Below are 22,535 nucleotides of genomic sequence, written 5' to 3'. Positions count from 1 at the left end.
GGCCGCGCCGGACTCGGTTCAGCCGTCGAGGACGTCCCGCTGCTGCTCGGACTTCGTCAGCACGGCGTTCCGGCGCCCGTAACCGACGTAGATGACGATGCCCAGGGCGAGCCAGACGCCGAACCGGATCCAAGTGATCAGGCTCAGATTGGCCATCAGGTACAGGCACGCCAGTGCGGTGATCACCGGAACCCACGGGGACAGCGGAACTCGGAACGGGCGCCGCAGGTGGGGCTTGGTCTTCCGGAGGACCGGTACCGCGATGGCGACCAGCATCATCCCCGACAGCGCGCCGATGCTCACCATGTCGGCCAGCTCGGAGATGGGGATGAGCCCGGACAAGATCATGATCACCAGGGCGCCGCCGGCGGTCATCAGGTGCGGGGTGCCGAACCGGGGGTGCACCCGGGAGAGGATCTTCGGGAACAGGCCGTCCCGGCTCATGGCGTAGCCGATCCGACCGATCGTGACCAGCTGCACCATCATCACCGAAGTCAGTCCGGTGAGCGCGCCCAGCGAGATGAGCGCGGCCACCCAGGGCTGCCCCACCACGTCGAAAGCCACCGCCAGCGGTGCTCCCTCGTCGATGTTGCGGTAGTCGACCATGCCGGTGAGCACGAAGGAGACCGCGACGTACAGCAGGGCGCACACGACCAGGCTCCCCAGCAGACCGATCGGGAAGTCCCGTTGCGGCCGCTTGGTCTCCTCGCCCAGGTTGGCCAGCGCTTCGAACCCGGTGTAGGCGAAGAACACGACCGCCGCGGCGGTGAGCACGCCGCCGATGCCGTACACCGACTGCTCCATGCCAAGCACGGCTTGCACCAGGGGCTGCTCCAGGGCGCTGGTCTCGCTCGGGGCGCTTTCGGCGGGCGGGACGAACGGGGTGAGGTTCTCCCCTTTGACGAAGAACAGGCCGGCTCCGACGACGATCACGCACACCGCGACCTTGACCACCACCAGGGCGTTGGTGACCCACGAGGACTCCCGGATCCCGGTGAGGGCCACCGTGGTGAGCACCGCGATGATGCCTATCGCTCCGATGTTGATCGTTGCGGATTCCCCGAACCACTCTTGCGGCAGGTCGAGCAGGTTGGCGACGTAGCCGGACCAGCTGCGGGCGACTACGGCGGAGCCGAGGGCGAATTCCAGCAACAGGTCCCAGCCGATGATCCAAGCGAAGATCTCGCCGAGCGTGGCGTAGGCGTAGGTGTACGCGCTGCCCGCGGTGGGCACGGAGGAAGCCAGTTCGGCGTAGCAGATCCCGGCGAGCCCGGCGATGAGACCACCGATGACGAAGGAGAGCACGACGGCGGGGCCGGCGTGCTGCTTGGCTTCCACACCGGTGAGGGTGAAGATCCCGGTGCCGATGATGATCCCGATGCCGAACCCGACCAGGTGCCGGGCGGTGAGACGCTGAACGAGCTCGCTCCCGCTGTGGCGGGTGAGCACGTTGTCCACCGGCATGGTGCGAAAAATGCTCATGGCGGGCTACCGTAGAAGAAGAAAGCCCCGATGTGTCCCCCGAGAGGGTTAAAAAGTTATCGGCAGCAATCGCAGAGTTGACTGAAATCTGAATTCTGTCCGGTTGTTGGGGCGGCTGCAAATTCGCCGCTGAAATGGTGAAAATCGCGAATTCCGCTCAATCCTCCGCGCTGCTGACAGTCCACACTCGATCCGGTGGTCGTTGACCCGCCCAGCGGAGCGGTGCGAGAACGGGCTCAGCCGCCGGCCGGGAGCAAGCTGAGCAGTTCCGGTGCGCCCGTGATGAGGAAGAAGTGCAGCGTCCGGCCGGCCAGGCAGGCGATCCAGAAGGTCAACAGCGGCAGTCCTGCCGCGCCGGACAGGAAGCACATCAGGGTGAACGGCGGTATCCCCGGGATGGAAGTGGCGAACAACACCAATGTCCCCCACAGGGGGCGCTCTTCGGTGCGGCGGTGGAAGGAGTGCAGCCACTCGGTCCACCGGCTGTTGCTGGTGTCGGTTTTGCGCATCAGCCGCTCACCGAGGCGGAAGCTCCCCCTGCCGGCGAAGAAGAAGAGGGTCTTGCCGATGAGTTGGCCGAACGCGGCGGCCACCGCCAGCGCCCACCAGCTCACGCTGTTCACCGAGGAGACCACGCCGAGCAGGTAGAGCTCGATGTTCACCAGGGGGAACACGCTGCCCAACGCGGCGGTGCCCATCGTGGCCAGCAGCCACCCCAGCACTGCACCGTCCACCAAAAGCCACTTCCCGTCGCTTGCCGGAGATCCGCGAGCCCCCCTGGGGGAGACTCCATGCGGGTGAAGAAACCGGACCGAGCGTACCCAGCACCCCGATGCCGACCGGATGTCGGTCCCCGGCTGCTGCGGGCTCGAAGCCCGCCGAAAAGTGGGCAGGGCAACAAACTCGCCGGCGGGAGCCAGCCGCCCGGGGAGCCAACGCTTGACTGGGTATTGGCGCGACGCAAAAGTGGTCAGGCCGCCCGGGCCGGACTTCGGCGGCAGGATGTTGGTGAGGTGGAGGTGGCTATGGAGGGCACGCCGCAAGCGCTGATCCCGAAGCTCCAGGAGCCGGACGACTCCGAGGCGCTGCGGTTCACCGACGGCGCGCTGAGCTACCGCGAGCTGGCTCGCGCCGCGGCAGCTGTGGCCGAACTGGCAGCCGGGGCGCGGCGCATCGCGGTGTGGGCCGTGCCGAGCGTGCACACCTGCGTCGCGGTGGTCGGAGGTTTGGCCGCGGGGACCGCGGTGGTTCCGATCAACCCGAAGGCCGGGGAACGTGAGCTCAAGCACATCGCCGCCGACAGCGAACCGGACCTGCTGCTGGCTCCACCGGGTGTGCAACTCCCCGCGACGTTGCAGGACATCGGGGTCCACGAGGTGGACCTCACCGCCGCCGGGGGCCAGCTGCCCCCGGAGCCGTCTCCGGAAGCGCCGGCTTTCATCGTCTACACCTCCGGGACCACCGGGGCGCCGAAGGGCGTGGTCCTGTCCCGGCGGGCGGTCCGGACGAACTTGGACGCCGTGGCCCGGGCCTGGCAGTGGACCGCCCGGGACGTCCTGGTCCACGCGCTGCCGCTGTTCCACGTGCACGGGCTGATCCTGGGCACCGTCGGTCCGCTCCGGCTGGGCGGTTCGGTGCACCACATCGGCAAGTTCTCCTCCCAGGCGATTGCCGCTGAGCTCTCCGGCCCGGCGACGATGATGTTCGGAGTGCCGACGATGTACCACCGGCTCGCCGCGGACGCCGAACGGGATCCCGGCATCGCCGCGGCCCTCGGCGAAGCCCGGCTGCTGGTGTCCGGTTCGGCGGCGCTGCCCGCCGTTGAGCACGAGCGGATCGAACGGCTCACCGGACAGCGGGTCGTCGAGCGCTACGGCATGAGTGAAACGATCATGAACTGCGGGGTGCGGGCCGACGGCGACCGGCGCCCCGGTTACGTCGGACCGCCCTTCCCGGGGGTCGAGCTCAAACTGGTCGACGAGCAGGGCGAGGAAATCCTGGTCAGCGACGACGAGACGGTCGGGGAGATCTACATCCGGGGGGAGAACCTGTTCAGCGGGTACCTCAACCGCCCGGACGCCACGGCCGAGGCGTTCCACGACGGCTGGTTCCGCACCGGTGACATGGCCACTCGGGCGCCGGACGGTTACATCAGGATCGTCGGGCGCAAGGCGACCGACATCATCAAGAGCGGTGGCTACAAGATCGGCGCCGGTGAGATCGAGAACGCCCTGCTGGAGCACCCGGCCGTCGCCGAAGTGGCGGTCACCGGAGAACCCGATGCCGACCTCGGCGAGCGCATCGTCGCTTGGGTCGTGCTCGCGCAGGGCCAGCAGGCCACCGAGGAAGAGCTGGTCCAGCACGTGGCGAGCTTGCTGACCCCGCACAAGCGGCCGCGCGTGGTGCGGTTCGTGGACGCGCTGCCGCGCAACGAGCTCGGCAAGGTCCAGAAGAAGGCGTTGCGACATGGCTGATCACCGGTCGGCCCGGCAGGTGCTGTCGGAGATCTGCCAGGACTTCACCGAATTCCCGGCCCCGGAGCAGCAGCCCGCTCCGGGCGGGCCGCTCGACTGGCCCGGCTACCAGGAGCAGCTCGGCCGCGCTGCGGAACGCACCGGCCTGGCGGAGTCCGTGCTGTGCGGACTCGGGCGGGTCGGGGGAAGCCAGGCGGTGCTGATCGCGTTCGACTTCCGGTTCCTGGGCGGATCGGTCGGGGAAGCGACCGGGGCCCGGATCACCGCTGCGTTCGAGCAGGCCAGGAAGCTGCGGGTGCCGGTGGTCTCCCTGATCGCCTCCGGCGGCAGCCGGCTGCAGGAAGGGATGTGCGCGCTGCGGCAGCTGCACGAGATCGCCCGGGCCTGCCTGCTGGCCAGGCAAGAACGGATACCGCACATCGCGGTGCTGCGGAATCCGACCACCGGGGGGATGTGGGCGGTGCTGGCCGCGTCCGCCGACGTGGTGCTGGCGTTGCCGGGAGCGGCGGTGGCCTTCGGCGGTAGCCGGGTCCGCGCGCAGAGCGCTGACGAGGAGCCGTTCACCGCGGAGGGGAAGTTCACCACCGGCCAGGTCGATCGGATCGTCGAGCCCGCCCAGTTGGCCGGGACCCTGGCCGAGCTGGTGGATCTGCTGCACCCGCAGGTGTTGTCCGGCCCGCTCGAACCGGCCCCGGTTCCTCGCTCCCTCGCCGGGGAGGCCGTGCCCCAGTCCGGTTGGGAAGCGGTGTTGAAGGCCAGGGCGCCCGAACGTCCGCGGGCCCAGGCGTACCTCGACCGGTACTTCTCGCGGCGCTTCGTGCTCGGAGGGGACCGCGCTGGTGGTGTCGACGAGGGGATGCTGTGCGGTTTCGGGCAGCGGCAGGGGCGGACGCTGGCGTTCGCGGCGCAGACCGGCACGGCGAACACCCCGGCCGGCTATCGGTCGGCGGCGCGGCTGATCCGGCTGGCGGACAGGTTGCGCATCCCGGTGCTGACCTTGGTCGACACGCCGGGGGCGGCCAACGGCGAGGAGGCCGAGCGGGGCGGGATCGGCCCGGCCATCGCCGAGACGTTCAGCGCGGTCGCGGAGGCCACCGTGCCGATAACCACACTGGTGATCGGGGAAGGCGGTTCCGGGGGAGCGCTGGCGCTGGCGTCCCCGGAGCGAACGTGGATCACCGCGGACGCCTACTTCTCGGTGATCGCTCCGGAATCGGCGGCTGCGGTGCTGCGTCGGGCGCCGGAGGAGGTGCCGGAGGTCGCCGACTGGTTGCGGCTGCGCCCGCAGGACCTGGTGGAGTTGGGCATTGTCCGGGGCATTGCGGACGGTTGACCGCTTTTCCGGTTCGCGTCCGCGGCAGCGGTTGGAAGTGCGATGACCTCGGTGATCAATGCCACCTGGCGAGAGGGCAGACCACGACCTGGTCCTGTTCTAAACTCAGGCTAACCTGACAAAGGTTAGGCTACCCTGAGTTGCGAAAGGGTGAGATGGACCGGACCGGAATCGGCGACAAGGTCGCCGTGGTGACAGGAGCGGCGCAGGGAATCGGCGCTGCAGTGGCGACGGCACTCGCCGAATTCGGAGCCGAGGTCGCTGCCCTGGACCGCAACACCGAACGCGTCAGCGCTGTGGCCGAGGAGCTCCGCGAGAAAGGTCTCGAGGTCAGCGCGCACGGAGTCGACGTGGCCGACAGCACTGCGGTCACCGAGGTGATCGACCGGGTGGAACGCGAGGTCGGACCCATCGACATCCTCGTGAACGTCGCCGGCGTGCTGCAGACCGGAACGGTGCAACAGCTCACCGACGAGGAATGGCAGCGCACCTTCGCGGTGAACACCACCGGTGTGTTCAACATGTGCCGCGCCGTGGCCAAGCGCATGGTTCCGCGGCGGCGCGGCGCGATCGTCACGGTCAGCTCCAACGCGGCAGGGGTGCCCCGGCACGGGATGTCCGCTTACGCGGCTTCGAAAGCAGCTGCCACGTCGTTCACGAAGTGCCTCGGCCTGGAGCTGGCCGAGTACGGCATCCGGTGCAACGTCGTGGCGCCCGGCTCCACGGACACCGAGATGCAGCGCGGAATGTGGACGGAGGAGAACGGGCCGGAGCAGATCATCAAAGGTTCTCTGGAGACTTATCGAGCGGGAATTCCGCTGGGGAAGCTGGCCACGCCCGACGACATCGCCGATGCGGTCGTCTTCCTGGTATCCGACCAGGCCGGCCACATCACCATGCATGACCTGTACGTAGACGGTGGCGCTACCTTGCGCGCGTAATCCGCCGCAATACCGGGAAGGCTCAAATGGGCACAATAGACAGCGATACTGAAGACCTCGACGTCGTTCCTGATGACGCGGCGCTGCGGCTGTTGGAGGACTACGAAGCAGGCTCCTCCTTCTACTTCTCCTCGCCACGAGGTGCCGTGCTGGCGAGGGGGGTGGAAGCAGTCGTTCCCAAGGTCCGCTGCGGAAAGGCCGGCCTGCCGCAGAAGGTAGCGGAATTCCTCGCTGGAGCTCGTGGCTTCAACCGCCCCGACCCGATGGTCGTGGGCGCCGTCCCGTTCGGCGAGAACCTCCCGGCCCACCTGGTGCTGCCCAGCGAGGTCGTTCGTGCCGAACCGCTGCGCACCACCGGGGAATCGGTGCGCTCGGTCAACGCTCCGGAGTGCGCGGTGCAGCCGGTCCCGCTCCCCGAGGAGTACGAACGCGGGGTGCAGCGGGTGCTGCGGCGAATCGCCGACGGTGAGATGAGCAAGATCGTGCTCGCCCGCTCGCTGCAGCTGACCGCGCAGCAGCCGATCGAGATCCAGGACGTGCTGCGCAACCTCGCCACGACCGATCCCAGTGGGTACACCTTCGCGGTGGACCTGCCCAGGCGTGGCGAAGACGGCATCCGCGACCCCCGCGGTCCGCACCCCGAGTTCGCCAGGACGTTCCTGGGCGCCAGCCCGGAACTGCTGGTCTCCCGGTTCGGCGGCAGGGGGCGGGCCAATCCGATGGCGGGATCCCGGCCGCGCAGCACCGACCCGGTGGAGGACCAGCGCCGAGCCGCAGAACTATCCACATCGGACAAGGATTTGCGGGAGCACGCTGCCGTGGTGGACGCGGTCGTCGAACAGCTCCGACCGTTCTGCTCCGAACTCGACGTCCAACCCCGGCCTTCGGTCATCAGCACGGCGGCGATGTGGCACCTGGCCACCGAGATAACCGGTCGGCTCAAGAGCACGGACACCACCTCGCTGGAGCTCGCCGCAGCTCTGCACCCGACCCCCGCGGTCTGCGGAACGCCGGTGGACCAAGCCCGCAAGGTCATCGCGGAGATCGAACCGTTCGACCGCGGCTACTACGCGGGCATGGTCGGCTGGTGCGACGCCTCCGGGGACGGTGAGTGGGTGGTCGCCATCCGTTGCGCCGAGATCGAGGACGAGGTGCTGCGCCTGTTCGCCGGCGCCGGAATCGTCGAGGGCTCGGATCCGGCTTCGGAACTGGCCGAAACCACCGCGAAATTCCGCACCGCCTTGTCCGCCATGGGGCTGGAGTAGTCCTTTGGAACCGGTTGGAGAACCAATGACGGCTTCACTTCCTGGCTGCCCGACGTGGCCAGAGGAATTCGCCCGGCGCTATCGGGAAGCGGGCTACTGGCGCGGCTACACCTTCGGCCAGATGCTGCGGGAGCGAGCGGCGGAGCACCCTGACAAGGTGGCGATCGTCGACGAGAAGCGCCGCATCACCTACCGGGAACTGGACCAGCGGGCGGACCGGTTGGCGGCCGGCCTGGTGGGATTGGGCATCCAGCGCCGGGACCGGGTCGTGGTCCAACTGCCCAACATCGCTGAATTCTTCGAAGTCTGCTTCGCGCTGTACCGGATCGGGGCCCTCCCGGTGTTCGCGCTCCCCGCCCACCGGCTGACCGAGATCTCGTACTTCTGCGACTTCGCGGAAGCAGCGGCGTACATCACGGTGGACATCGAAGCCGGCTTCGACCACCGGGCTCTGGCCGCGGAAGTCAAGGAGAAGGTGCCCGGACTGCAGCACGTGATCATCGCTGGTGATCCGGGGGAGCACGGATTCCTCGCACTGTCCGACATAGACGAAGAACCCGTCGAACTGGACGGCCCGGAGCCGAGCGACGTCGCTTTCCTGCAACTGTCCGGCGGAAGCACCGGGATTCCCAAGCTGATCCCCCGCACCCACGACGACTACATCTACTCGTTCCGGGCCAGCAACGAGATCTGCGGCGTCACCAGCGACACCGTCTACCTCGGGGCGCTCCCCATCGCGCACAACTTCCCGATGAGCTCGCCCGGCACTTTCGGGGTGCTGCACGCCGGTGGTCGGGTGGTGCTGGCCCGCCGGCCCAGCCCGGACGAAGTGTTCCCGCTGATCGAACGGGAACGGGTCACGCTCACCGCGGCAGTCCCTCCGCTCGTCCTGGTGTGGTTGGAAGCCGTGCAGAACACCGACTACGACCTGTCGAGCCTGCAGGTGCTGCAAGTGGGCGGCGCCAAGTGCAGCGAAGAGGTCGCCCGCCGCATCGGACCGGCCTTCGGGGCCAAGCTCCAGCAGGTGTTCGGCATGGCCGAAGGCCTGGTGAACTACACCAGGCTCGACGACCCCGAGGAGGTCGTGCTCACCACCCAAGGGCGCCCCATCTCGCCGGACGACGAGATCCTCATCGTCGACGACGACGACAACCCCGTTCCCCCGGGGCAGTCCGGCCACCTGCTGACCCGCGGGCCGTACACGATCCGCGGCTACTACAAAGCCGAAGAGCACAACGCCAAAGCGTTCACCCCGGACGGCTTCTACCGCACCGGTGACGTCGTGCGCATGACCCCCGAGGGCAACCTGGTCGTCGAGGGGCGAGCGAAAGACCAGATCAACCGGGGCGGGGAGAAGATCGCCGCCGAAGAGGTGGAGAACCACCTGCTCGCCCACCCGGCGGTCTTCGACGCGGCCGTCGTCTCCATGCCGGACGACTACCTCGGGGAACGCAGCTGCGCTTTCGTGGTCCCCCGTGGTGCTCCGCCGAAAGCGCGCGAACTCATCAAGTTCGTGCGCAGTCGCGGCCTCGCCTCCTACAAAGTGCCGGACCGAGTGGAGTTCGTCGAGCAGTTCCCGCAAACCGGCGTGGGGAAGATCAGCAAGCGAGAACTGCGCGAAGTCATCGCCCGGGAATACGTCCCCAAGCTCAAGCGGCCGGAGAAGAACTAGGAGGGACACGTGGGTCTACCAGCCATCGCTCCGTACGGCCTGCCGCGCCCGGAGGAACTGCCGAAGAACCGGGTGGCCTGGCAGCCCGAGCCGGAACGCGCCGTCCTGCTCGTGCACGACATGGAACGCCACTTCGTCGGGCAGTTCACCCCCGGTCGCGAACCGCTGAGCAAGGTCGTCGAGAACATCTCGCTGCTGAGCCGGCAGGCGCGCGCAGCGGGAATACCGGTGGTGTACTGCGCGCAACCAGGACCGCAGACCCCTGAGCAGCGGGGCCTGCAGCTGGAGTGGTGGGGAACCGGAGTCGCCGACCCCGAGCAGGCCGAGATCATCGACGAGCTGCGCCCCGAACCGGGCGACGTGCTGCTGACCAAGTGGCGCTACAGCGCTTTCCAGCGCACCGAGCTGGCCGAAATGATGCAGGACTGGCAGCGGGACCAGCTCGTCATCACCGGCATCTACGCCCACATCGGTTGCCTGATGACCGCAGCGGAGGCCTTCCAACGCGACATCCAGGCTTTCCTGGCTGCGGACGCGGTGGCCGACTTCTCCTACGAGGAGCACACCATGGCGCTGGACTACGCGGCCAAGCGGTGCGCGGTGGTCGCCACGTCCGCTCAGCTGGCGATGTCATTCGAGCCCGAGCGATCCGAAGTAGCCTGACGGGAGTTGCCATGTCGTTGACGTTGGAAGAAGTCCGCGCGCAGGTCGCCGAACTGCTCTACGAGGAGCCGAACGAGATAGGCCACGACGACGACCTCATCGAGGACTGGGGTCTGGACTCGGTCCGGATCATGTCGCTGATCGAGAAGTGGCGCAAGCTCGGTGTGGAGGTCACCTTCGCAGACCTCGCCGAACAGCCGACCCTGTCCCAGTGGTGGGCGCTGATCGAACCGCACGTCTCGCAAGCGAAGTGACCGGTCGGCTCCCGCGCTGACCGGACGCTCGTCCCGTCGCCAGGTCGGTACCGCACGCCGGACGGCGCCCCAGCTGGGCCGTCGCCGTCCGGCGCGGAACGCGGCACCGCTCGCCGGTGGACCGCTGCGGCAGCACGAGGGCCACCGCGGTCACCGGCGCAGCACCGGGCGGAGCTGTTCCAGCACTCCCGGGTCCTCGATCGTGGACGGGACAGCCGTGTCGCCCCGGTCGGCTATTTCCCGCATCGACTTGCGCAGGATCTTCCCGGATCGGGTCTTGGGCAGACCGTCGACGACGGTCACGTCCTTGAACGCGGCCACCGGGCCGATCTGCTCGCGCACCGCGGCGACGAGTTCCTCCTTCAACGCCTCCTGGGTGATTTCCACACCGGACTTCAACACCACGAAACCGCGGGGGACCTGGCCTTTGAGGGGGTCGTGGACGCCGATCACCGCGCATTCGGCCACCGCCGGGTGCGCGGCCAGCACGGCTTCCATCGCCCCGGTGGACAGCCGGTGCCCCGCCACGTTGATGACGTCATCGGTGCGGCCCATCACGAAGAGGTAGCCGTCCTCGTCGAAGTACCCGCTGTCCCCGGTCAGGTAGTAGCCGGGGTAGCGGGACAGGTAGGACTGCCGGAACCGCTCGTCGTCGCCCCACAGCGTGGTCAGCGTGCCCGGAGGCAGTGGCAGCTGCAGGCAGATCGAGCCTTCCCGCCCGGCCGGGAGGGGTTTGCCCGAATCGTCGAGCACCTGCACGTCGAACCCCGGGACCGGGACGCTCGGCGAGCCCGGCTTGAGCGGCATGGGCTCCAGACCGCGGAGGTTGGCGCAGATCGGCCACCCGGTCTCGGTCTGCCACCAGTGGTCCACCACCGGGATGCCGAGCTTCTCGGAAGCCCACCGGTACGTCTCCGGGTCCAGCCGTTCCCCGGCCAGGAAGAGCGTCCGGAGACTGGAGACGTCGTGGTCGGCCAGCAGAGCGGCCTGCGGATCGGCCCGCTTGATGGCCCGGAACGCGGTGGGCGCGGTGAACAGCACCTTGACCTGGTGGTCGGCGACCACTCGCCAGAAAGCACCGGCGTCGGGAGTGCCGACCGGCTTCCCCTCGTACAGCACTGTGGTGGCCCCGGTCAGCAACGGCCCGTAGACGATGTACGAGTGCCCGACGACCCATCCGACGTCCGAAGCCGTCCACATGACGTCACCGGGCTCGATTCCGTAGATGTTGGCCATCGACCAGCGGAGGGCGACGGCGTGGCCGCCGTTGTCGCGCACGACCCCCTTCGGTCGCCCGGTGGTGCCCGAGGTGTAGAGGACGTACAGCGGGTCCGTGGCCCGCACCGGCACGCAGTCCGCGGGTTCCGCCCGGGCCATCAGCTCGTCCCAGTCGGCGTCCCGGTCGTCGAGGGAGGCGGTCGCCTGCGGCCGCTGGTGGACGATCACCTTGTCCGGTTGGTGCGACGTCATCCGCAGGGCCTGGTCCACGATCGGCTTGTACTCGACGACCCGGTTCGGCTCCAGCCCGCACGATGCGGCGACGATCACCTTCGGGGTGGCGTCTTCGATCCGCGCCGCCAACTCCTTCGGGGCGAAACCGCCGAAGACGACCGAGTGCACGGCGCCCAACCGGGCGCAGGCCAGCATGGCGATCACGGCCTGCGGGATCATCGGCATGTAGATCACCACGCGGTCACCGGCCGCGACTCCCTGGTCGCGCAGCACCCCGGCGAATCGAGCCACCTGCTCCAGCAACTGGCGGTAGGTGAGCGTGCGCACCGAGTTGGTCATCGCCGAGTCCCAGACCAAAGCCGGCTGTTCGCCCCGACCGTCGCGGACGTGCCGGTCGAGCGCGTTGAAGCAGGTGTTGAGCACGCCGTCCGGGAACCACCGGTAGAACGGCGCGGCTGAGTCGTCCAGGGCTTGCTCGGGAGCGCGTTCCCAGTCGATCGCGGCTGCTGCTCGCAGCCAGAACCCCTCGGGGTCGGCCAGGCTGCGCCGGTAAGCGTCGGCATAGGAGCCCATGCGTCACCTCCTCGGTGCGGATGATGTTTGTGTCCTACCGCACAAGGGGCGGGGACGCCAGGGGGTGGATTGGTTCGTTCCGGGCGGCCGAAGCGGACATCTTGTCGCACACTCGAGTGTGAGCCGGATTTCAATTCAGCTGATCCGCACGGCAGAAGGAGGTGCGACAGCTCGGCGACGCGGACGGGCCGCTGAGCGCATATTCCACTCCGGACCCGGCTCTCCAACCGAGAATTTGATCAACATCCACTTGGGATAACGCCCAGGTAGATCAGGTCGACAGGTTGTGTGGAGGTGGAGTCAGGTGAACGAGCAGCAGGTGGTCGAGTCCGCGGAAGACGCCGCCCCGGAACTGCCGACGGACCCGTGCAGCGTGGTGTGGAGCGGCGGGCACTCCTACGTCCTGGAGGGCCTCCACGGAGCTCGCTGGGTCGGAATGGACGACCGGGGGCGCCCTCGTTTTCTGACCGACGCCGAGCTCCGCCGGCGAGGATGGAGCCGCACCCGGGATTGAGCGCACCACCGTCGACCAGCTCGCTGAGCACCGGCCACCCCGGCTGGGGAGTCCCGGATGTGAGATCCTGACCTGAGCGGGACCAGCTGGGTTCTGCACGAGGGGAAGTTTCACAGCGGAGTCGGGGGGAGGGCTCGTGGTGCAGGATTCTGACAGCACCACGGACGGGGTCACCACCGGAGAACACGGTGCGGAACCCCGCAAACCGAGCCAGAACCCTCAACCACATCAGCCGGACCCCGGCATTGCGCGGTTGCGGGAAGCAGCAGCAGGGGTGGTGGCCGGCCCGTGGCTGACGGTGCCGAATCTGCTCAGCGTGCTCCGGTTAGCAGGAGTCCCACTCTTCCTGTGGTTGCTGCTCGGTCCCAAAGCGGAACTGCTCGCTCTGCTGGTGCTGGTCGTCAGCGGGATAACGGACTGGTTGGACGGGAAGCTGGCTCGCTGGCTCAACCAGTACAGCAGGCTCGGCGAGCTGCTCGATCCGGCTGCGGACAGGCTGTACATCATCGCCACGCTGATCGCGTTCGTGCTGCGCGAGGTGGTGCCGTGGTGGGTCGCTGCTGCCCTCATCGTCCGGGACGTGGTGCTGGCCCTGTGCCTGCCGGTGCTGCGCTGGCACGGCTACCGGCCACCCGAAGTGCACTACCTGGGCAAAGCTGCGACGTTCTGCCTGATGTACGCCTTCCCGCTGCTGCTGCTCATCCAGGGGGACTTCCCGTTCTCCGAGGTCGCCAGGCCGGCGGCTTTCGCGCTCACGTGCTGGGGCGGAGCGCTGTACCTCTGGGCCGGGGTCCTCTACTTCGGTCAGGTCGTGGCCGCGGTGCGACGAGCTCGCACCGCACCGCGGGGGTAGCTCTTCAGCTCCTGCGGGGACGCGTCTTGCGGGGGTGGTCCGGTGGTGCCTACGCTCACCGCGCTAGGCGGTGATCGCACAGGCAGTGCTCAGCAGGCAGCGGACAAGGAAGGCGGGACCCAGGTGGCGGCCCCGGACGTGATCAAGTACACCGAGCAGCATGAGTGGGTGAAGCCGATCGACTCGGAGAGGGTCCGGGTCGGCATCACCGACTACGCCCAACAGCAGCTGGGCGATGTGGTGTTCGTGCAGCTCCCGGAGATCGGTGACCAGCTGGACGCCGGCTCCGTCATGGGCGAGGTGGAGTCGACCAAGAGCGTGTCGGACATCTACGCTCCGGTCTCCGGGGAAGTCGCTGCGCGCAACGAGGATCTGGCGGATCAGCCGGAGCTGGTCAATTCCGCTCCGCTGGAGGCCGGATGGATGGTAGAGCTGAGGATGACCGATCCAGGAGAGCTGGATCAGCTGCTGGACGAGGCGGCGTACCAAAACCTGATCGACCAGGGATGATCGGCGGTCCGGCCGCCGATCATGGGAGTCAGGCGCTTCGCCGTTCTCGCAGCACGGTACGTTGGAACGTACTTAGCACGATCTATCCGCGTAGAGGAGAGCTCAGGTGAGCCAGAACAGCGGCTCCGGCGACGTTCCACCGGAGCAGTCACCGGAGACCACCTCGGTCTTCAGGCCCTTCCTCTCGGAGCCGGACAGCACCGAGAGTGCGCCCCCGGAGCCTGCTGCGTCCGGGGTCGATTCGCTGCCAGCGGGTGCGGCCCTGCTGGTGGTCAAACGCGGCCCGAACGCGGGCTCGCGCTTCCTGCTCGACCGGGAAACCACCAGCGCTGGCCGCCACCCGGACAGTGACATCTTCCTCGACGATGTCACTGTTTCGCGTCGGCACGCCGAGTTCCGGCGCGAAGGCAATGACTTCGTGGTGGTCGACGTCGGCAGTCTCAACGGCACTTATGTGAACCGGGAACCGGTGGACACCTCGGTCCTGGCCAACGGTGACGAGGTCCAGATCGGGAAGTTCCGGCTCGTTTTCCTCACCGGCCCGGTCGATGGGGAACAGAACAACCGCTGAACTGCCGCAGGACTTCTGAGACGGCCGGGGGAGCCTTGGCGCTTCCCCGGCCGTTTGCAGGGGGTGGCGCGTGGTCGCGTGGCCCGGGGAGCCCGGCGCTCGGCGCGGTTTCACCGCTGCAGCAGGTGTTTTTCCGCTTCTCAGCCGGTCCTGTTGGGCAGGCGTGCGGTGTATCGTGCTGGGGTAATGCTCGACGAGGAGCCCTTCCCAGGACACCCGTTGCTGCGGTCGGTTCGTCGGCCTGCTCTTGTGATGGGCATGTCCGCCGGGACGCGGGTAACGTCGAAAGCGTCGGTGCGCTCCCGACGGGAGGTCACGCTTCGGCGCGCTGGAGGAGGCGATGTGACGATGAGCAGCGAGATGCGCGTCGTCGGCGTGCGGGTGGAACTGCCAGCCAACCAGCCGATTTTGCTGCTGCGCGAAGCGCACGGCGAGCGCTATCTGCCCATTTGGATCGGGTCGGTCGAAGCTACGGCAATCGCTCTCGAGCAGCAGGGGGTTCGGCCTGCCCGGCCGCTGACCCACGACCTGCTCAAGGACGTTATCGGCGCTCTGGGACGTGACCTTGAGCAGGTTCGCATCACGGACCTGCAGGAGGGGACGTTCTTCGCCGAGTTGGTGTTCGACGGCGACGTCCGGGTGTCCGCGCGTCCGAGTGACTCCGTCGCTCTTGCGTTGCGCGCCGGCGTGCCCATCCACGCCGACGAGTCCGTGCTGGACGAGGCCGGCCTGATCATTCCGGATGAGCAGGAGGACGAGGTCGAGAAGTTCCGGGAGTTCCTCGACTCGGTTTCCCCGGAGGACTTCCGCGGTGCCGACACCTGACCCTGCCATCTGCACAGGCGGCGGCCGGCCCTCCGGGCCGGCTCGTCTGTCCCGGGGGTGCCCGCGCGTCGCGTTGACCGGTATGTGGGGCGGGCTTACCTTCAAGACATGAATTGCTCCGATGTGGTTTGGCGCGATGGAGCAGTTCACGGCACCCGGACAGGCCGGGTGCGGGCATCGTCATCGGCTCTCGGGCCGGACGAGGGGAGGCAGGCGTGGTCGAGGAGGCACCCAGCCGGGATGCTGCGGAGCAGGGAGAGCTGTTCCGCGATGCTTCGATACCGGATGAGCTCGTCGGCTACAGGGGCCCAGCGGCTTGCCAAATCGCCGGCATAACCTACCGCCAGCTGGACTACTGGGCGCGTACGAAGCTGGTGCGTCCTTCCATTCGCAGCGCCAGTGGTTCTGGCACGCAGCGCCTTTATTCGTTCAAGGACATCCTGGTGCTGAAGGTGGTCAAGCGACTGCTGGACACCGGGGTGTCGCTGCACAACATCCGTGTCGCGGTGGAGCACCTGCGCAACCGCGGGGTGGAAGATCTGGCGAAGCTGACCCTGTTCAGCGACGGCACCACGGTTTACGAGTGCACCTCCGCCGAGGAGGTGGTGGACCTGCTGCAAGGCGGCCAAGGCGTTTTCGGGATCGCCGTCAGCGGCGCGATGCGGGAGATCAGCGGCACCATTCACGAGTTCCCCGCTGAGCGGGCGGACGGCCAGCAGGTCGAACCTCCGGTGGAGGACGAATTGGCCCGCCGCCGGCGGGACCGTCGGACGGGCTGACGAGGCACTGCTCCGACCGGGTGTGTACCCGGCGACATCGGCGGTTCGAATCAGCCACCTGATCAGGTAGGCTCCCTGGCATCGCTGACCCCGTGCGGGAGAGTTCGGTCACGGTGCTGCCGTGGCCGGCGCCGAAGGAGCAACCCTCCCCGACAACCTCTCAGGCCACCGGACCGTACGGGCGAGATACCTCTGGAAAGAGGGCGCACACCAGCGGTGTGGCCCCGCCGACGGTGCAAGCCCGGCTCGCCGGGCGAAGCTCTCAGGCGTTCGCTGAGCGGACATGACAGAGGGGGAGACCAGAAGGCAGCCCCGGCTGCACTGGCGCCCCGTGTTCGCCGCGATGAGCGAGGTTTGGCGATGACCGACGTAAGACACGACCGTGCCCCTCTAGCAGCCCTGGAAAACGGCAATCCGTTCGTTGACCGCCACATCGGCCCGGCGCCCGCGGAGCTCGCCCGGATGCTCGACGTGATCGGCGTGGGTTCGCTGGAGGAGCTGGCCGACAAAGCGGTGCCGGAAGGGATCCGGGAGCGGAGCCTGCAGTTGGCCCTGCCGGAGCCGGTTTCGGAAGCCCGAGTGCTGGAGGAGTTGCGAGAACTCGCTCGGCGGTGCCGTCCGCACACCGAGATGATCGGCTTGGGCTATTACGAGACGGTGACCCCGCCGGTGATCCGGCGCAACATCCTCGAGAACCCCGCCTGGTACACCGCCTACACCCCTTACCAGCCGGAGATCTCCCAGGGGCGGCTGGAGGCGCTGCTGAACTTCCAGACCATGGTCGCCGACCTCACCGGTGTCCCGGTGGCCAACGCGTCGATGCTGGACGAGGCGACCGCGGCCGCCGAGGGGATGACGCTGGTCCGCCGGGCCGGCAAGGTCAAGTCCCCGCGGTTCGTGGTGGACGCCGACACGCTGCCGCAAACCCTCGCCGTGCTGGAGACCCGGGCCGAGCCGCTCGGCATCGAGCTCGAGGTCGCCGACCTCTCCACCGGCCCCCAGGGGTTGCCCGACGGTGAGTTCTTCGGCGTGCTGCTGGCCTACCCGGGTGCTTCCGGGCGGGTTCGCGACCAGGAGGAGATCATCGCCGAGGTGCACCGCCGCGGGGCGATGGCGGTGGTGGCCGCTGACCTGCTCGCCCTCACCCTGCTGCGGCCGCCGGGGGAGATGGGGGCCGATGTCGTCGTCGGCACCACCCAGCGGTTCGGCGTCCCGCTGGGGTTCGGTGGCCCGCACGCCGGTTACATGGCGGTGCGCAAGGGGCTGGAGCGGCAGCTCCCCGGCCGACTGGTCGGGGTCAGCGTCGACGCCGACGGCGCGCAGGCCTACCGACTGGCGCTGCAGACGCGGGAGCAGCACATCCGCCGGGAGCGGGCGACCAGCAACATCTGCACCGCCCAGGTGCTGCTCGCCGTGATGGCGTCGATGTACGCCGTCTACCACGGTCCGAACGGCTTGCGGCAGATCGCCACCCGGGTGCACCGGATGGCGGCGGTGCTCGCCGAGCAGCTGCGCCGCAGCGGTGTCGAGGTGGCGCACCAGCACTTCTTCGACACCGTGGTGGCCAAGGTCCCGGGGCGGGCCGCGGAAGTCGTCGCCGCCGCCCGGCGGGAAGGCATCAACCTGCGGCAGATCGATGCCGACAGCGTGGGGATCAGCTGCGCGGAGACCACCACCAGGCAGCACCTGGCCGCCGTGTGGCGGGCCTTCGGGATCGGGGACGCGGTGGACGTCGACGAGCTGGACGCGCAGACCCCGGACGCGCTGCCGGCGGAGTTGGCCCGGACCTCCGAGTACTTGACGCACCCGATCTTCAACACGCACCACTCGGAGACCTCGCTGCTGCGCTACCTGCGGCAGCTGGCCGACAAGGACGTGGCGTTGGACCGGAGCATGATCCCGCTGGGCTCGTGCACCATGAAGCTCAACGCCACCGCGGAGATGGAGCCGATCACGTGGCCGGAGTTCACCTCGCTGCACCCGTTCGCGCCGGCGGAGGACGCTGAAGGGCTGCTGCAGATCGTCTCCGACCTGGAGAAGTGGTTGGCGGAGATCACCGGCTACGACGCGGTGAGCCTGCAGCCCAACGCGGGCAGCCAGGGCGAGTTCGCCGGCCTGCTGGCCATCCGGGCGTACCACCGCAGCCGTGGGGACACCGGGCGCGACGTGTGCTTGATCCCGGCCAGCGCGCACGGCACGAACGCCGCCAGCGCGGTGATGGCCGGGCTGCGGGTGGTCGTGGTCCGCTGCGACAGCGAAGGCAACATCGAGCTGGACCACCTGCGGGAGCTGGTCGACAAGCACGCGGACGACCTGGCCGCGATCATGATCACCTACCCGTCCACGCACGGCGTGTACGAGGACACCGTGCGCGAGGTCTGCGGCCTGGTGCACGACGCGGGCGGACAGGTCTACGTCGACGGGGCCAACCTGAACGCGTTGATCGGACTGGCCCGGATGGGCAAGTTCGGCGCCGACGTGTCGCACCTGAACCTGCACAAGACCTTCTGCATCCCGCACGGCGGCGGTGGACCGGGCGTGGGGCCGATCGGGGTTCGCGAGCACCTCGCCGAGTTCCTGCCCAACCACCCGCTGCAGCCCGCGGCCGGGCCGGAAACCGGTGTCGGGCCGATCAGCGCCGCGCCGTGGGGCAGCGCTTCCATCCTGCCGATCTCGTGGGCCTACATCCGGTTGATGGGAGCGGACGGGCTGCGCCGGGCCACGCTGACCGCCATCGCCGCCGCCAACTACGTGGCTCGACGGCTGGACAGCTACTTCCCGGTGCTCTACACCGGCCAGGGCGGCTACGTGGCGCACGAGTGCATCCTCGACCTGCGGCCGGTCAGCAAGAGCAGCAAGATCAGCGTGGACGACGTCGCCAAGCGGCTGGCCGACTACGGCATCCACGCGCCGACGATGTCGTTCCCGGTGGCCGGCACGCTCATGGTGGAGCCGACGGAGAGCGAGAACCTCGCGGAGCTGGACCGGTTCTGCGACGCGATGATCGCGATCCGGGCCGAGATCGACAAGGTGGCGTCCGGGCAGTGGCCGCTCGACGACAACCCGCTGGTGAACGCCCCGCACACGGCCGCGTCGTTGGCCAGGGAGTGGAACCACGCCTACTCCCGGGAGGAGGGCGCTTATCCGATGGGGACCGGCGTGGCGAAGGTTTGGCCGCCGGTGCGCCGCATCGACGGGGCACGTGGTGACCGCAACCTGGTCTGCTCCTGCCCGCCGCTGGAGGCGTACCAGAGCTGAGCTGCCCCAGTGCGCCCCGGGCCGCGTGTTCCGACACACGGACCCGGGGCGCACATTTGCGCTCGCCGGGGGTTAGGTGGGACCGTGGGCCCTTCACCTGCCTCCGAGAGGAGTGGAGCTCATGCTCACAATTAGCGAAAGCGCTGCCGAGGTCATCAAGCTCGTACTGGTCGGCGGCGATTCTTCCGAAGGGTCGGGGCTGCGCATCGCTCCTGCCGGTGACGGGCTGCAGGCTTCGATCGCCAGTGCCCCGGAAGCCACCGACCAGGTGGTCGAAGCTTCTGGCATCCGGGTCTTCCTGGAAGAACAGGTCGCGCAACTGCTCGACGACAAGACCCTGGACGCGGAGCGAGACGCGAACGGGGAACTGGCGTTGGCGGTGCGGGACTGATCGATGAGCCCGCGGCGGTCTGACCGAGGTCAGACCGCCGTCAGCTTCTCGACCGCGTCCTGGGCGCGGTGGTGGGTCGAGGACTCCGGGGGAGCCCTGCCGTCCTTGGCCGCTACGCGCTGCCCAGGTAGCGGAACGGCCACTGGTGCACTTCTCGCCGCAGCAGTTCGGCGGGAGGCTGCGGCAGCGGTGCGAGCTGCCCGGTGAACCGGATGACCACCACGGCTCTGTCCTCAGCCGAGCGGAAGACATCCGCGCTGCGGAATTGCGGTTGCTTCCGGAGGTGCGGGAGCGCGGTGGAGTCGATCCAGGCGAGCAGCTGATCGAGTTTTCCGGGTTGGGCGCGCGCTTCCCACATCAGCGTGTCCTTGTCGGTCATCACGCGCTCCCGGTGCGCAGCGGCGGCACGGTCGGCACTTCAGGTGCGTTGTCGATGTCGGCCTGGGTCATCCGGAACGCTTCCGGGTACAGGTCGCGCTGGGTGCGGCGTGCCGGCTCGGTGGTGCGCCAGGTGTACAGGCAACGAGCGCACTGCAGCACTTCCCAAGCTCCGGCCACCGGGGAGACCGCGAGCTGTTCGACTTCTTCCCACGCGCAGCGGGGGCAGATCATCTTCTCCTCCTCGAGGCCGATCACTTCTGGTCCATCAGCGCCTGCAGTTTGGTCAACCACGCGCCGGTCTCCGGCAGGTCGGTCACCGGCTGGCTGTAGTGGCCGCGGGAGTCGGGCGCGACCGGTGTGGTGGCGTCGATGACCAGCTTGTTGCTGATGCCGGCGGGTTGGGATCCGGGATCGAGTTCCAGGATCGACATGTTGGGCAGGTTCACCAGATCCCCAGCTGGGTTGACCTTCGTGGACAGCGCCCACATCACCTGCGGCAGGTTGAACGGGTCCACGTCCTCGTCCACGACGATGACGATCTTGCAGTACCCCAGGCCGTGCGGGGTGGTCATGGTGCGAAGACCGACGGCCTTGGCGAAGCCCCCGTACCGCTTCTTGGTGGAGACGATGGCCAGCAGTCCGTGGGTGTACATGGCGTTGACCGCCTGGACCTCAGGGAATTCCCGCTTCAGCTGCTGGTAGAGCGGAACGCAGGTGGCCGGTCCGATCAAGTAGTCGACCTCGGTCCACGGCATTCCCAGGTAGAGCGATTCGAAGATCGGGTTGGTGCGGTAGGAGATCTTGTCGATGCGCACCACGGTCATGTTGCGCCCACCGGAGTAGTGCCCGGTGAACTCCCCGAAGGGGCCCTCGATCTCCCGCTTGCGGCCTTCGATGACGCCTTCGAGCAGCACTTCGCAGCCCCACGGAACGTCCAGCCCGGTCAGCGGACCAGCGGTGATCGGGGCGGGAGCACCGCGCAGCGCACCGGCCATTTCGTACTCGGACTGGTCGTACTGCAGCGGGGTGCTCGCCACAATGGACATGATCGGGTCGTTTCCCAGGGCGATGGCCACTGGGAGGTCTTCGCCGCGTTCTTCGGCTTTGTTCAGGTGCAGCGCGATGTCGTGCATCGGCACTGGCTGCAGGCCGAGTTTGTTGCGCCCTTTGACCTCCATGCGGTAGATGCCGACGTTCTGCTTGTCGAAGTTGTCGGGGTCCTCCGGGTCGCGGGAGATGACGGCCGCTTTGTCGATGTAGAAGCCCCCGTCACCGTCGTTGAGCCGGAACAGCGGCAGCACCTGGAACAGGTCGACGTCGTCGCCGTCGAGCGAGTTCTCGGCGAACGGCGGGTTGTCCCGGCGTTCAGGTGGGACGGGGAACTGCTCCCAGCGGCGGATGAACTCGTCGACTTGTTCCTTGGTGGAGGTGGTCGACGGCATCCCCATCGCTATGGCGTGGTTGCTCCACGAGCCGTGGGTGTTCAGCGCGATGCGCGCGTTGGTGAAGCCGTGGACGTTGTCGAAGTACAGGGCGGGGGCGTGGTCCCCCATTCGACTCGCCGCGTTCGCCGCAGCTCCCAGGTCGGGTTCCGGCATGACCTGTTCGGTGATCCGCAGCAGCTGTCCTTGTTCGTCCAGAGCCTCCAAATAGGAGCGAAAATCGTCGTAGGGCAATTCTTCCTCCTGTCAGTCGGTTTGTCGGCGTGCGTGGGCCAACCCTTGCCAACGGCGGGCGAACGGAGCCTGCAGTCCGAATTGGTCCAAAACCCGGCTGACGACGTGGTTGACGATGTCGTCGACCGATTCCGGGTTGTTGTAGAAGGCCGGCATCGGCGGAACGATCTGCACGCCCATCCGGGAGAGCGCCAGCATGTTCTCCAGGTGGATCTCGCTCAGCGGGGTTTCCCGGGGGACCAGCACCAGCTTGCGGCGCTCTTTGAGCGTCACGTCGGCGGCTCGGCCGATGAGACCGTCGGCGTAGCCGGCGCGGATGCCGGCGAGCGTTTTCATGCTGCACGGTGCGATGACCATGCCGTCGGTGGGGAAGGAGCCGGAGGAGATGGGGGCTGCTTGGTCGTTGCAGCCGTAGACCGCGTCGGCGAGCTTGGCGGCTTCGCGGGCGCTGTAGGGCGTCTCCAGCTCGATGGTGGTGCGCGCCCAGCGGCTCATCACCAGGTGGGTCTGCACCTCGGGCAGGTCGTGCAGCACCTCGAGAAGCCGTACTCCCAATGGTGCGCCGGTGGCGCCGGTGATCCCGAGGACCAGCCGCATACCTGCCTCCATTAGTTCGTATACAAACGTTTGTGTACATACTATCACTGGTCGCGGTTGGATTTACTACG

General features: G+C 68.0%; 22 protein-coding genes and 1 riboswitch. Of the genes, 15 read left to right on the top strand and 7 right to left on the bottom strand.

Translation table 11 applies throughout. From position 1 onward, the window contains the following. Positions 1-18: 18 nt before the first annotated feature. Both SREC43747_RS0105565 and SREC43747_RS0105560 read right to left on the bottom strand, forming a co-directional pair. Positions 19-1,482, bottom strand: coding sequence for an APC family permease (locus tag SREC43747_RS0105565; RefSeq protein WP_029720166.1), 1,464 nt, complete (start codon positions 1,480-1,482; stop codon positions 19-21). A 236-nt stretch (positions 1,483-1,718) separates the two neighbouring features. Continuing rightward, positions 1,719-2,216: a VTT domain-containing protein gene (locus tag SREC43747_RS0105560; protein WP_236623040.1), complete on the bottom strand. Its 498-nt coding sequence runs from the start codon at positions 2,214-2,216 to the stop codon at positions 1,719-1,721. Between the two features lie 291 nt (positions 2,217-2,507). Between SREC43747_RS0105560 and SREC43747_RS0105555 the strand changes: the two genes are divergently transcribed. From SREC43747_RS0105555 to SREC43747_RS0105525, 7 genes are all read left to right on the top strand, one after another. Continuing rightward, positions 2,508-3,956, top strand: coding sequence for an acyl-CoA synthetase (locus tag SREC43747_RS0105555; RefSeq protein ID WP_029720164.1), 1,449 nt, complete (start codon positions 2,508-2,510; stop codon positions 3,954-3,956). Next, positions 3,949-5,289: a carboxyl transferase domain-containing protein gene (locus SREC43747_RS0105550; protein ID WP_029720163.1), complete on the top strand. Its 1,341-nt coding sequence runs from the start codon at positions 3,949-3,951 to the stop codon at positions 5,287-5,289. Before SREC43747_RS0105555 ends, SREC43747_RS0105550 begins: the two co-directional genes overlap by 8 nt. A 155-nt stretch (positions 5,290-5,444) precedes the next feature. Beyond that, the gene (locus SREC43747_RS0105545) at positions 5,445-6,230 is read left to right on the top strand and encodes a 2,3-dihydro-2,3-dihydroxybenzoate dehydrogenase (RefSeq protein ID WP_029720162.1); all 786 of its coding nucleotides are present in this window, start codon (positions 5,445-5,447) and stop codon (positions 6,228-6,230) included. A gap of 26 nt (positions 6,231-6,256) precedes the next feature. Then, a complete protein-coding gene (gene dhbC, locus SREC43747_RS0105540) occupies positions 6,257-7,495 on the top strand; it encodes an isochorismate synthase DhbC (protein ID WP_037331407.1) in 1,239 nt (412 codons plus the stop codon). A gap of 25 nt (positions 7,496-7,520) precedes the next feature. Continuing rightward, on the top strand, positions 7,521-9,167 hold the full coding sequence (locus tag SREC43747_RS0105535; protein WP_029720160.1) for a (2,3-dihydroxybenzoyl)adenylate synthase: 1,647 nt from the start codon (positions 7,521-7,523) through the stop codon (positions 9,165-9,167). A gap of 9 nt (positions 9,168-9,176) precedes the next feature. Continuing rightward, positions 9,177-9,830, top strand: coding sequence for an isochorismatase family protein (locus tag SREC43747_RS0105530; RefSeq protein ID WP_029720159.1), 654 nt, complete (start codon positions 9,177-9,179; stop codon positions 9,828-9,830). An 11-nt stretch (positions 9,831-9,841) separates the two neighbouring features. Beyond that, entirely contained in the window at positions 9,842-10,084 is a 243-nt protein-coding gene (locus SREC43747_RS0105525) for a phosphopantetheine-binding protein (protein ID WP_029720158.1), read from the top strand. 150 nt (positions 10,085-10,234) lie between these two features. Here the strand turns inward: SREC43747_RS0105525 and SREC43747_RS0105520 are convergent, their stop codons facing one another. Then, positions 10,235-12,109: a propionyl-CoA synthetase gene (locus SREC43747_RS0105520; protein WP_029720157.1), complete on the bottom strand. Its 1,875-nt coding sequence runs from the start codon at positions 12,107-12,109 to the stop codon at positions 10,235-10,237. A 304-nt stretch (positions 12,110-12,413) separates the two neighbouring features. Between SREC43747_RS0105520 and SREC43747_RS0105515 the strand changes: the two genes are divergently transcribed. The 8 genes from SREC43747_RS0105515 (at position 12,414) to SREC43747_RS0105480 (ending at position 19,810) form a co-directional block, all read left to right on the top strand. Further along, on the top strand, positions 12,414-12,623 hold the full coding sequence (locus SREC43747_RS0105515; RefSeq protein WP_029720156.1) for a hypothetical protein: 210 nt from the start codon (positions 12,414-12,416) through the stop codon (positions 12,621-12,623). 244 nt (positions 12,624-12,867) lie between these two features. Further along, entirely contained in the window at positions 12,868-13,476 is a 609-nt protein-coding gene (gene clsA, locus SREC43747_RS0105510; protein WP_408005220.1) for a cardiolipin synthase ClsA, read from the top strand. A 123-nt stretch (positions 13,477-13,599) separates the two neighbouring features. After that, a complete protein-coding gene (gene gcvH, locus SREC43747_RS0105505; protein ID WP_029720154.1) occupies positions 13,600-13,986 on the top strand; it encodes a glycine cleavage system protein GcvH in 387 nt (128 codons plus the stop codon). 106 nt (positions 13,987-14,092) lie between these two features. Next, positions 14,093-14,557 carry a glycogen accumulation regulator GarA gene (gene garA, locus SREC43747_RS0105500; RefSeq protein ID WP_029720153.1) on the top strand — a complete coding sequence of 155 codons (465 nt, stop codon included), beginning with the start codon at positions 14,093-14,095 and terminating at the stop codon, positions 14,555-14,557. Between the two features lie 348 nt (positions 14,558-14,905). Next, on the top strand, positions 14,906-15,382 hold the full coding sequence (locus SREC43747_RS0105495) for a bifunctional nuclease family protein (protein ID WP_029720152.1): 477 nt from the start codon (positions 14,906-14,908) through the stop codon (positions 15,380-15,382). A 215-nt stretch (positions 15,383-15,597) separates the two neighbouring features. Further along, positions 15,598-16,161: a MerR family transcriptional regulator gene (locus tag SREC43747_RS0105490; protein WP_029720151.1), complete on the top strand. Its 564-nt coding sequence runs from the start codon at positions 15,598-15,600 to the stop codon at positions 16,159-16,161. An 85-nt stretch (positions 16,162-16,246) separates the two neighbouring features. Beyond that, positions 16,247-16,347, top strand: a riboswitch (glycine riboswitch). 174 nt (positions 16,348-16,521) lie between these two features. Then, entirely contained in the window at positions 16,522-19,419 is a 2,898-nt protein-coding gene (gene gcvP, locus SREC43747_RS0105485; RefSeq protein WP_029720150.1) for an aminomethyl-transferring glycine dehydrogenase, read from the top strand. 121 nt (positions 19,420-19,540) lie between these two features. Continuing rightward, complete coding sequence (locus SREC43747_RS0105480) at positions 19,541-19,810, top strand: hypothetical protein (protein ID WP_029720149.1); 270 nt, start codon at positions 19,541-19,543, stop codon at positions 19,808-19,810. A 112-nt stretch (positions 19,811-19,922) separates the two neighbouring features. Here the strand turns inward: SREC43747_RS0105480 and SREC43747_RS0105475 are convergent, their stop codons facing one another. The 4 genes from SREC43747_RS0105475 to SREC43747_RS0105460 are packed head-to-tail and all read right to left on the bottom strand — an operon-like array spanning position 19,923 to position 22,464. Further along, the gene (locus tag SREC43747_RS0105475; RefSeq protein WP_029720148.1) at positions 19,923-20,189 is read right to left on the bottom strand and encodes a hypothetical protein; all 267 of its coding nucleotides are present in this window, start codon (positions 20,187-20,189) and stop codon (positions 19,923-19,925) included. Then, the gene (locus SREC43747_RS0105470) at positions 20,189-20,446 is read right to left on the bottom strand and encodes a non-oxidative hydroxyarylic acid decarboxylases subunit D (protein ID WP_236623039.1); all 258 of its coding nucleotides are present in this window, start codon (positions 20,444-20,446) and stop codon (positions 20,189-20,191) included. The genes SREC43747_RS0105475 and SREC43747_RS0105470 overlap by 1 nt, the downstream gene beginning before the upstream one ends. Beyond that, the gene (locus tag SREC43747_RS0105465) at positions 20,443-21,867 is read right to left on the bottom strand and encodes a non-oxidative hydroxyarylic acid decarboxylases subunit C (RefSeq protein ID WP_029720146.1); all 1,425 of its coding nucleotides are present in this window, start codon (positions 21,865-21,867) and stop codon (positions 20,443-20,445) included. Before SREC43747_RS0105465 ends, SREC43747_RS0105470 begins: the two co-directional genes overlap by 4 nt. A gap of 12 nt (positions 21,868-21,879) precedes the next feature. Further along, entirely contained in the window at positions 21,880-22,464 is a 585-nt protein-coding gene (locus tag SREC43747_RS0105460) for a non-oxidative hydroxyarylic acid decarboxylases subunit B (RefSeq protein WP_029720145.1), read from the bottom strand. Positions 22,465-22,535 lie beyond the last annotated feature (71 nt).

The organism is Saccharopolyspora rectivirgula DSM 43747 (assembly GCF_000497205.1).
GTDB lineage: Bacteria > Actinomycetota > Actinomycetes > Mycobacteriales > Pseudonocardiaceae > Saccharopolyspora > Saccharopolyspora rectivirgula.
The sequence above is the reverse complement of the archived record's forward strand: the minus strand, read 5'-3'. Positions and strand labels throughout refer to the sequence as shown.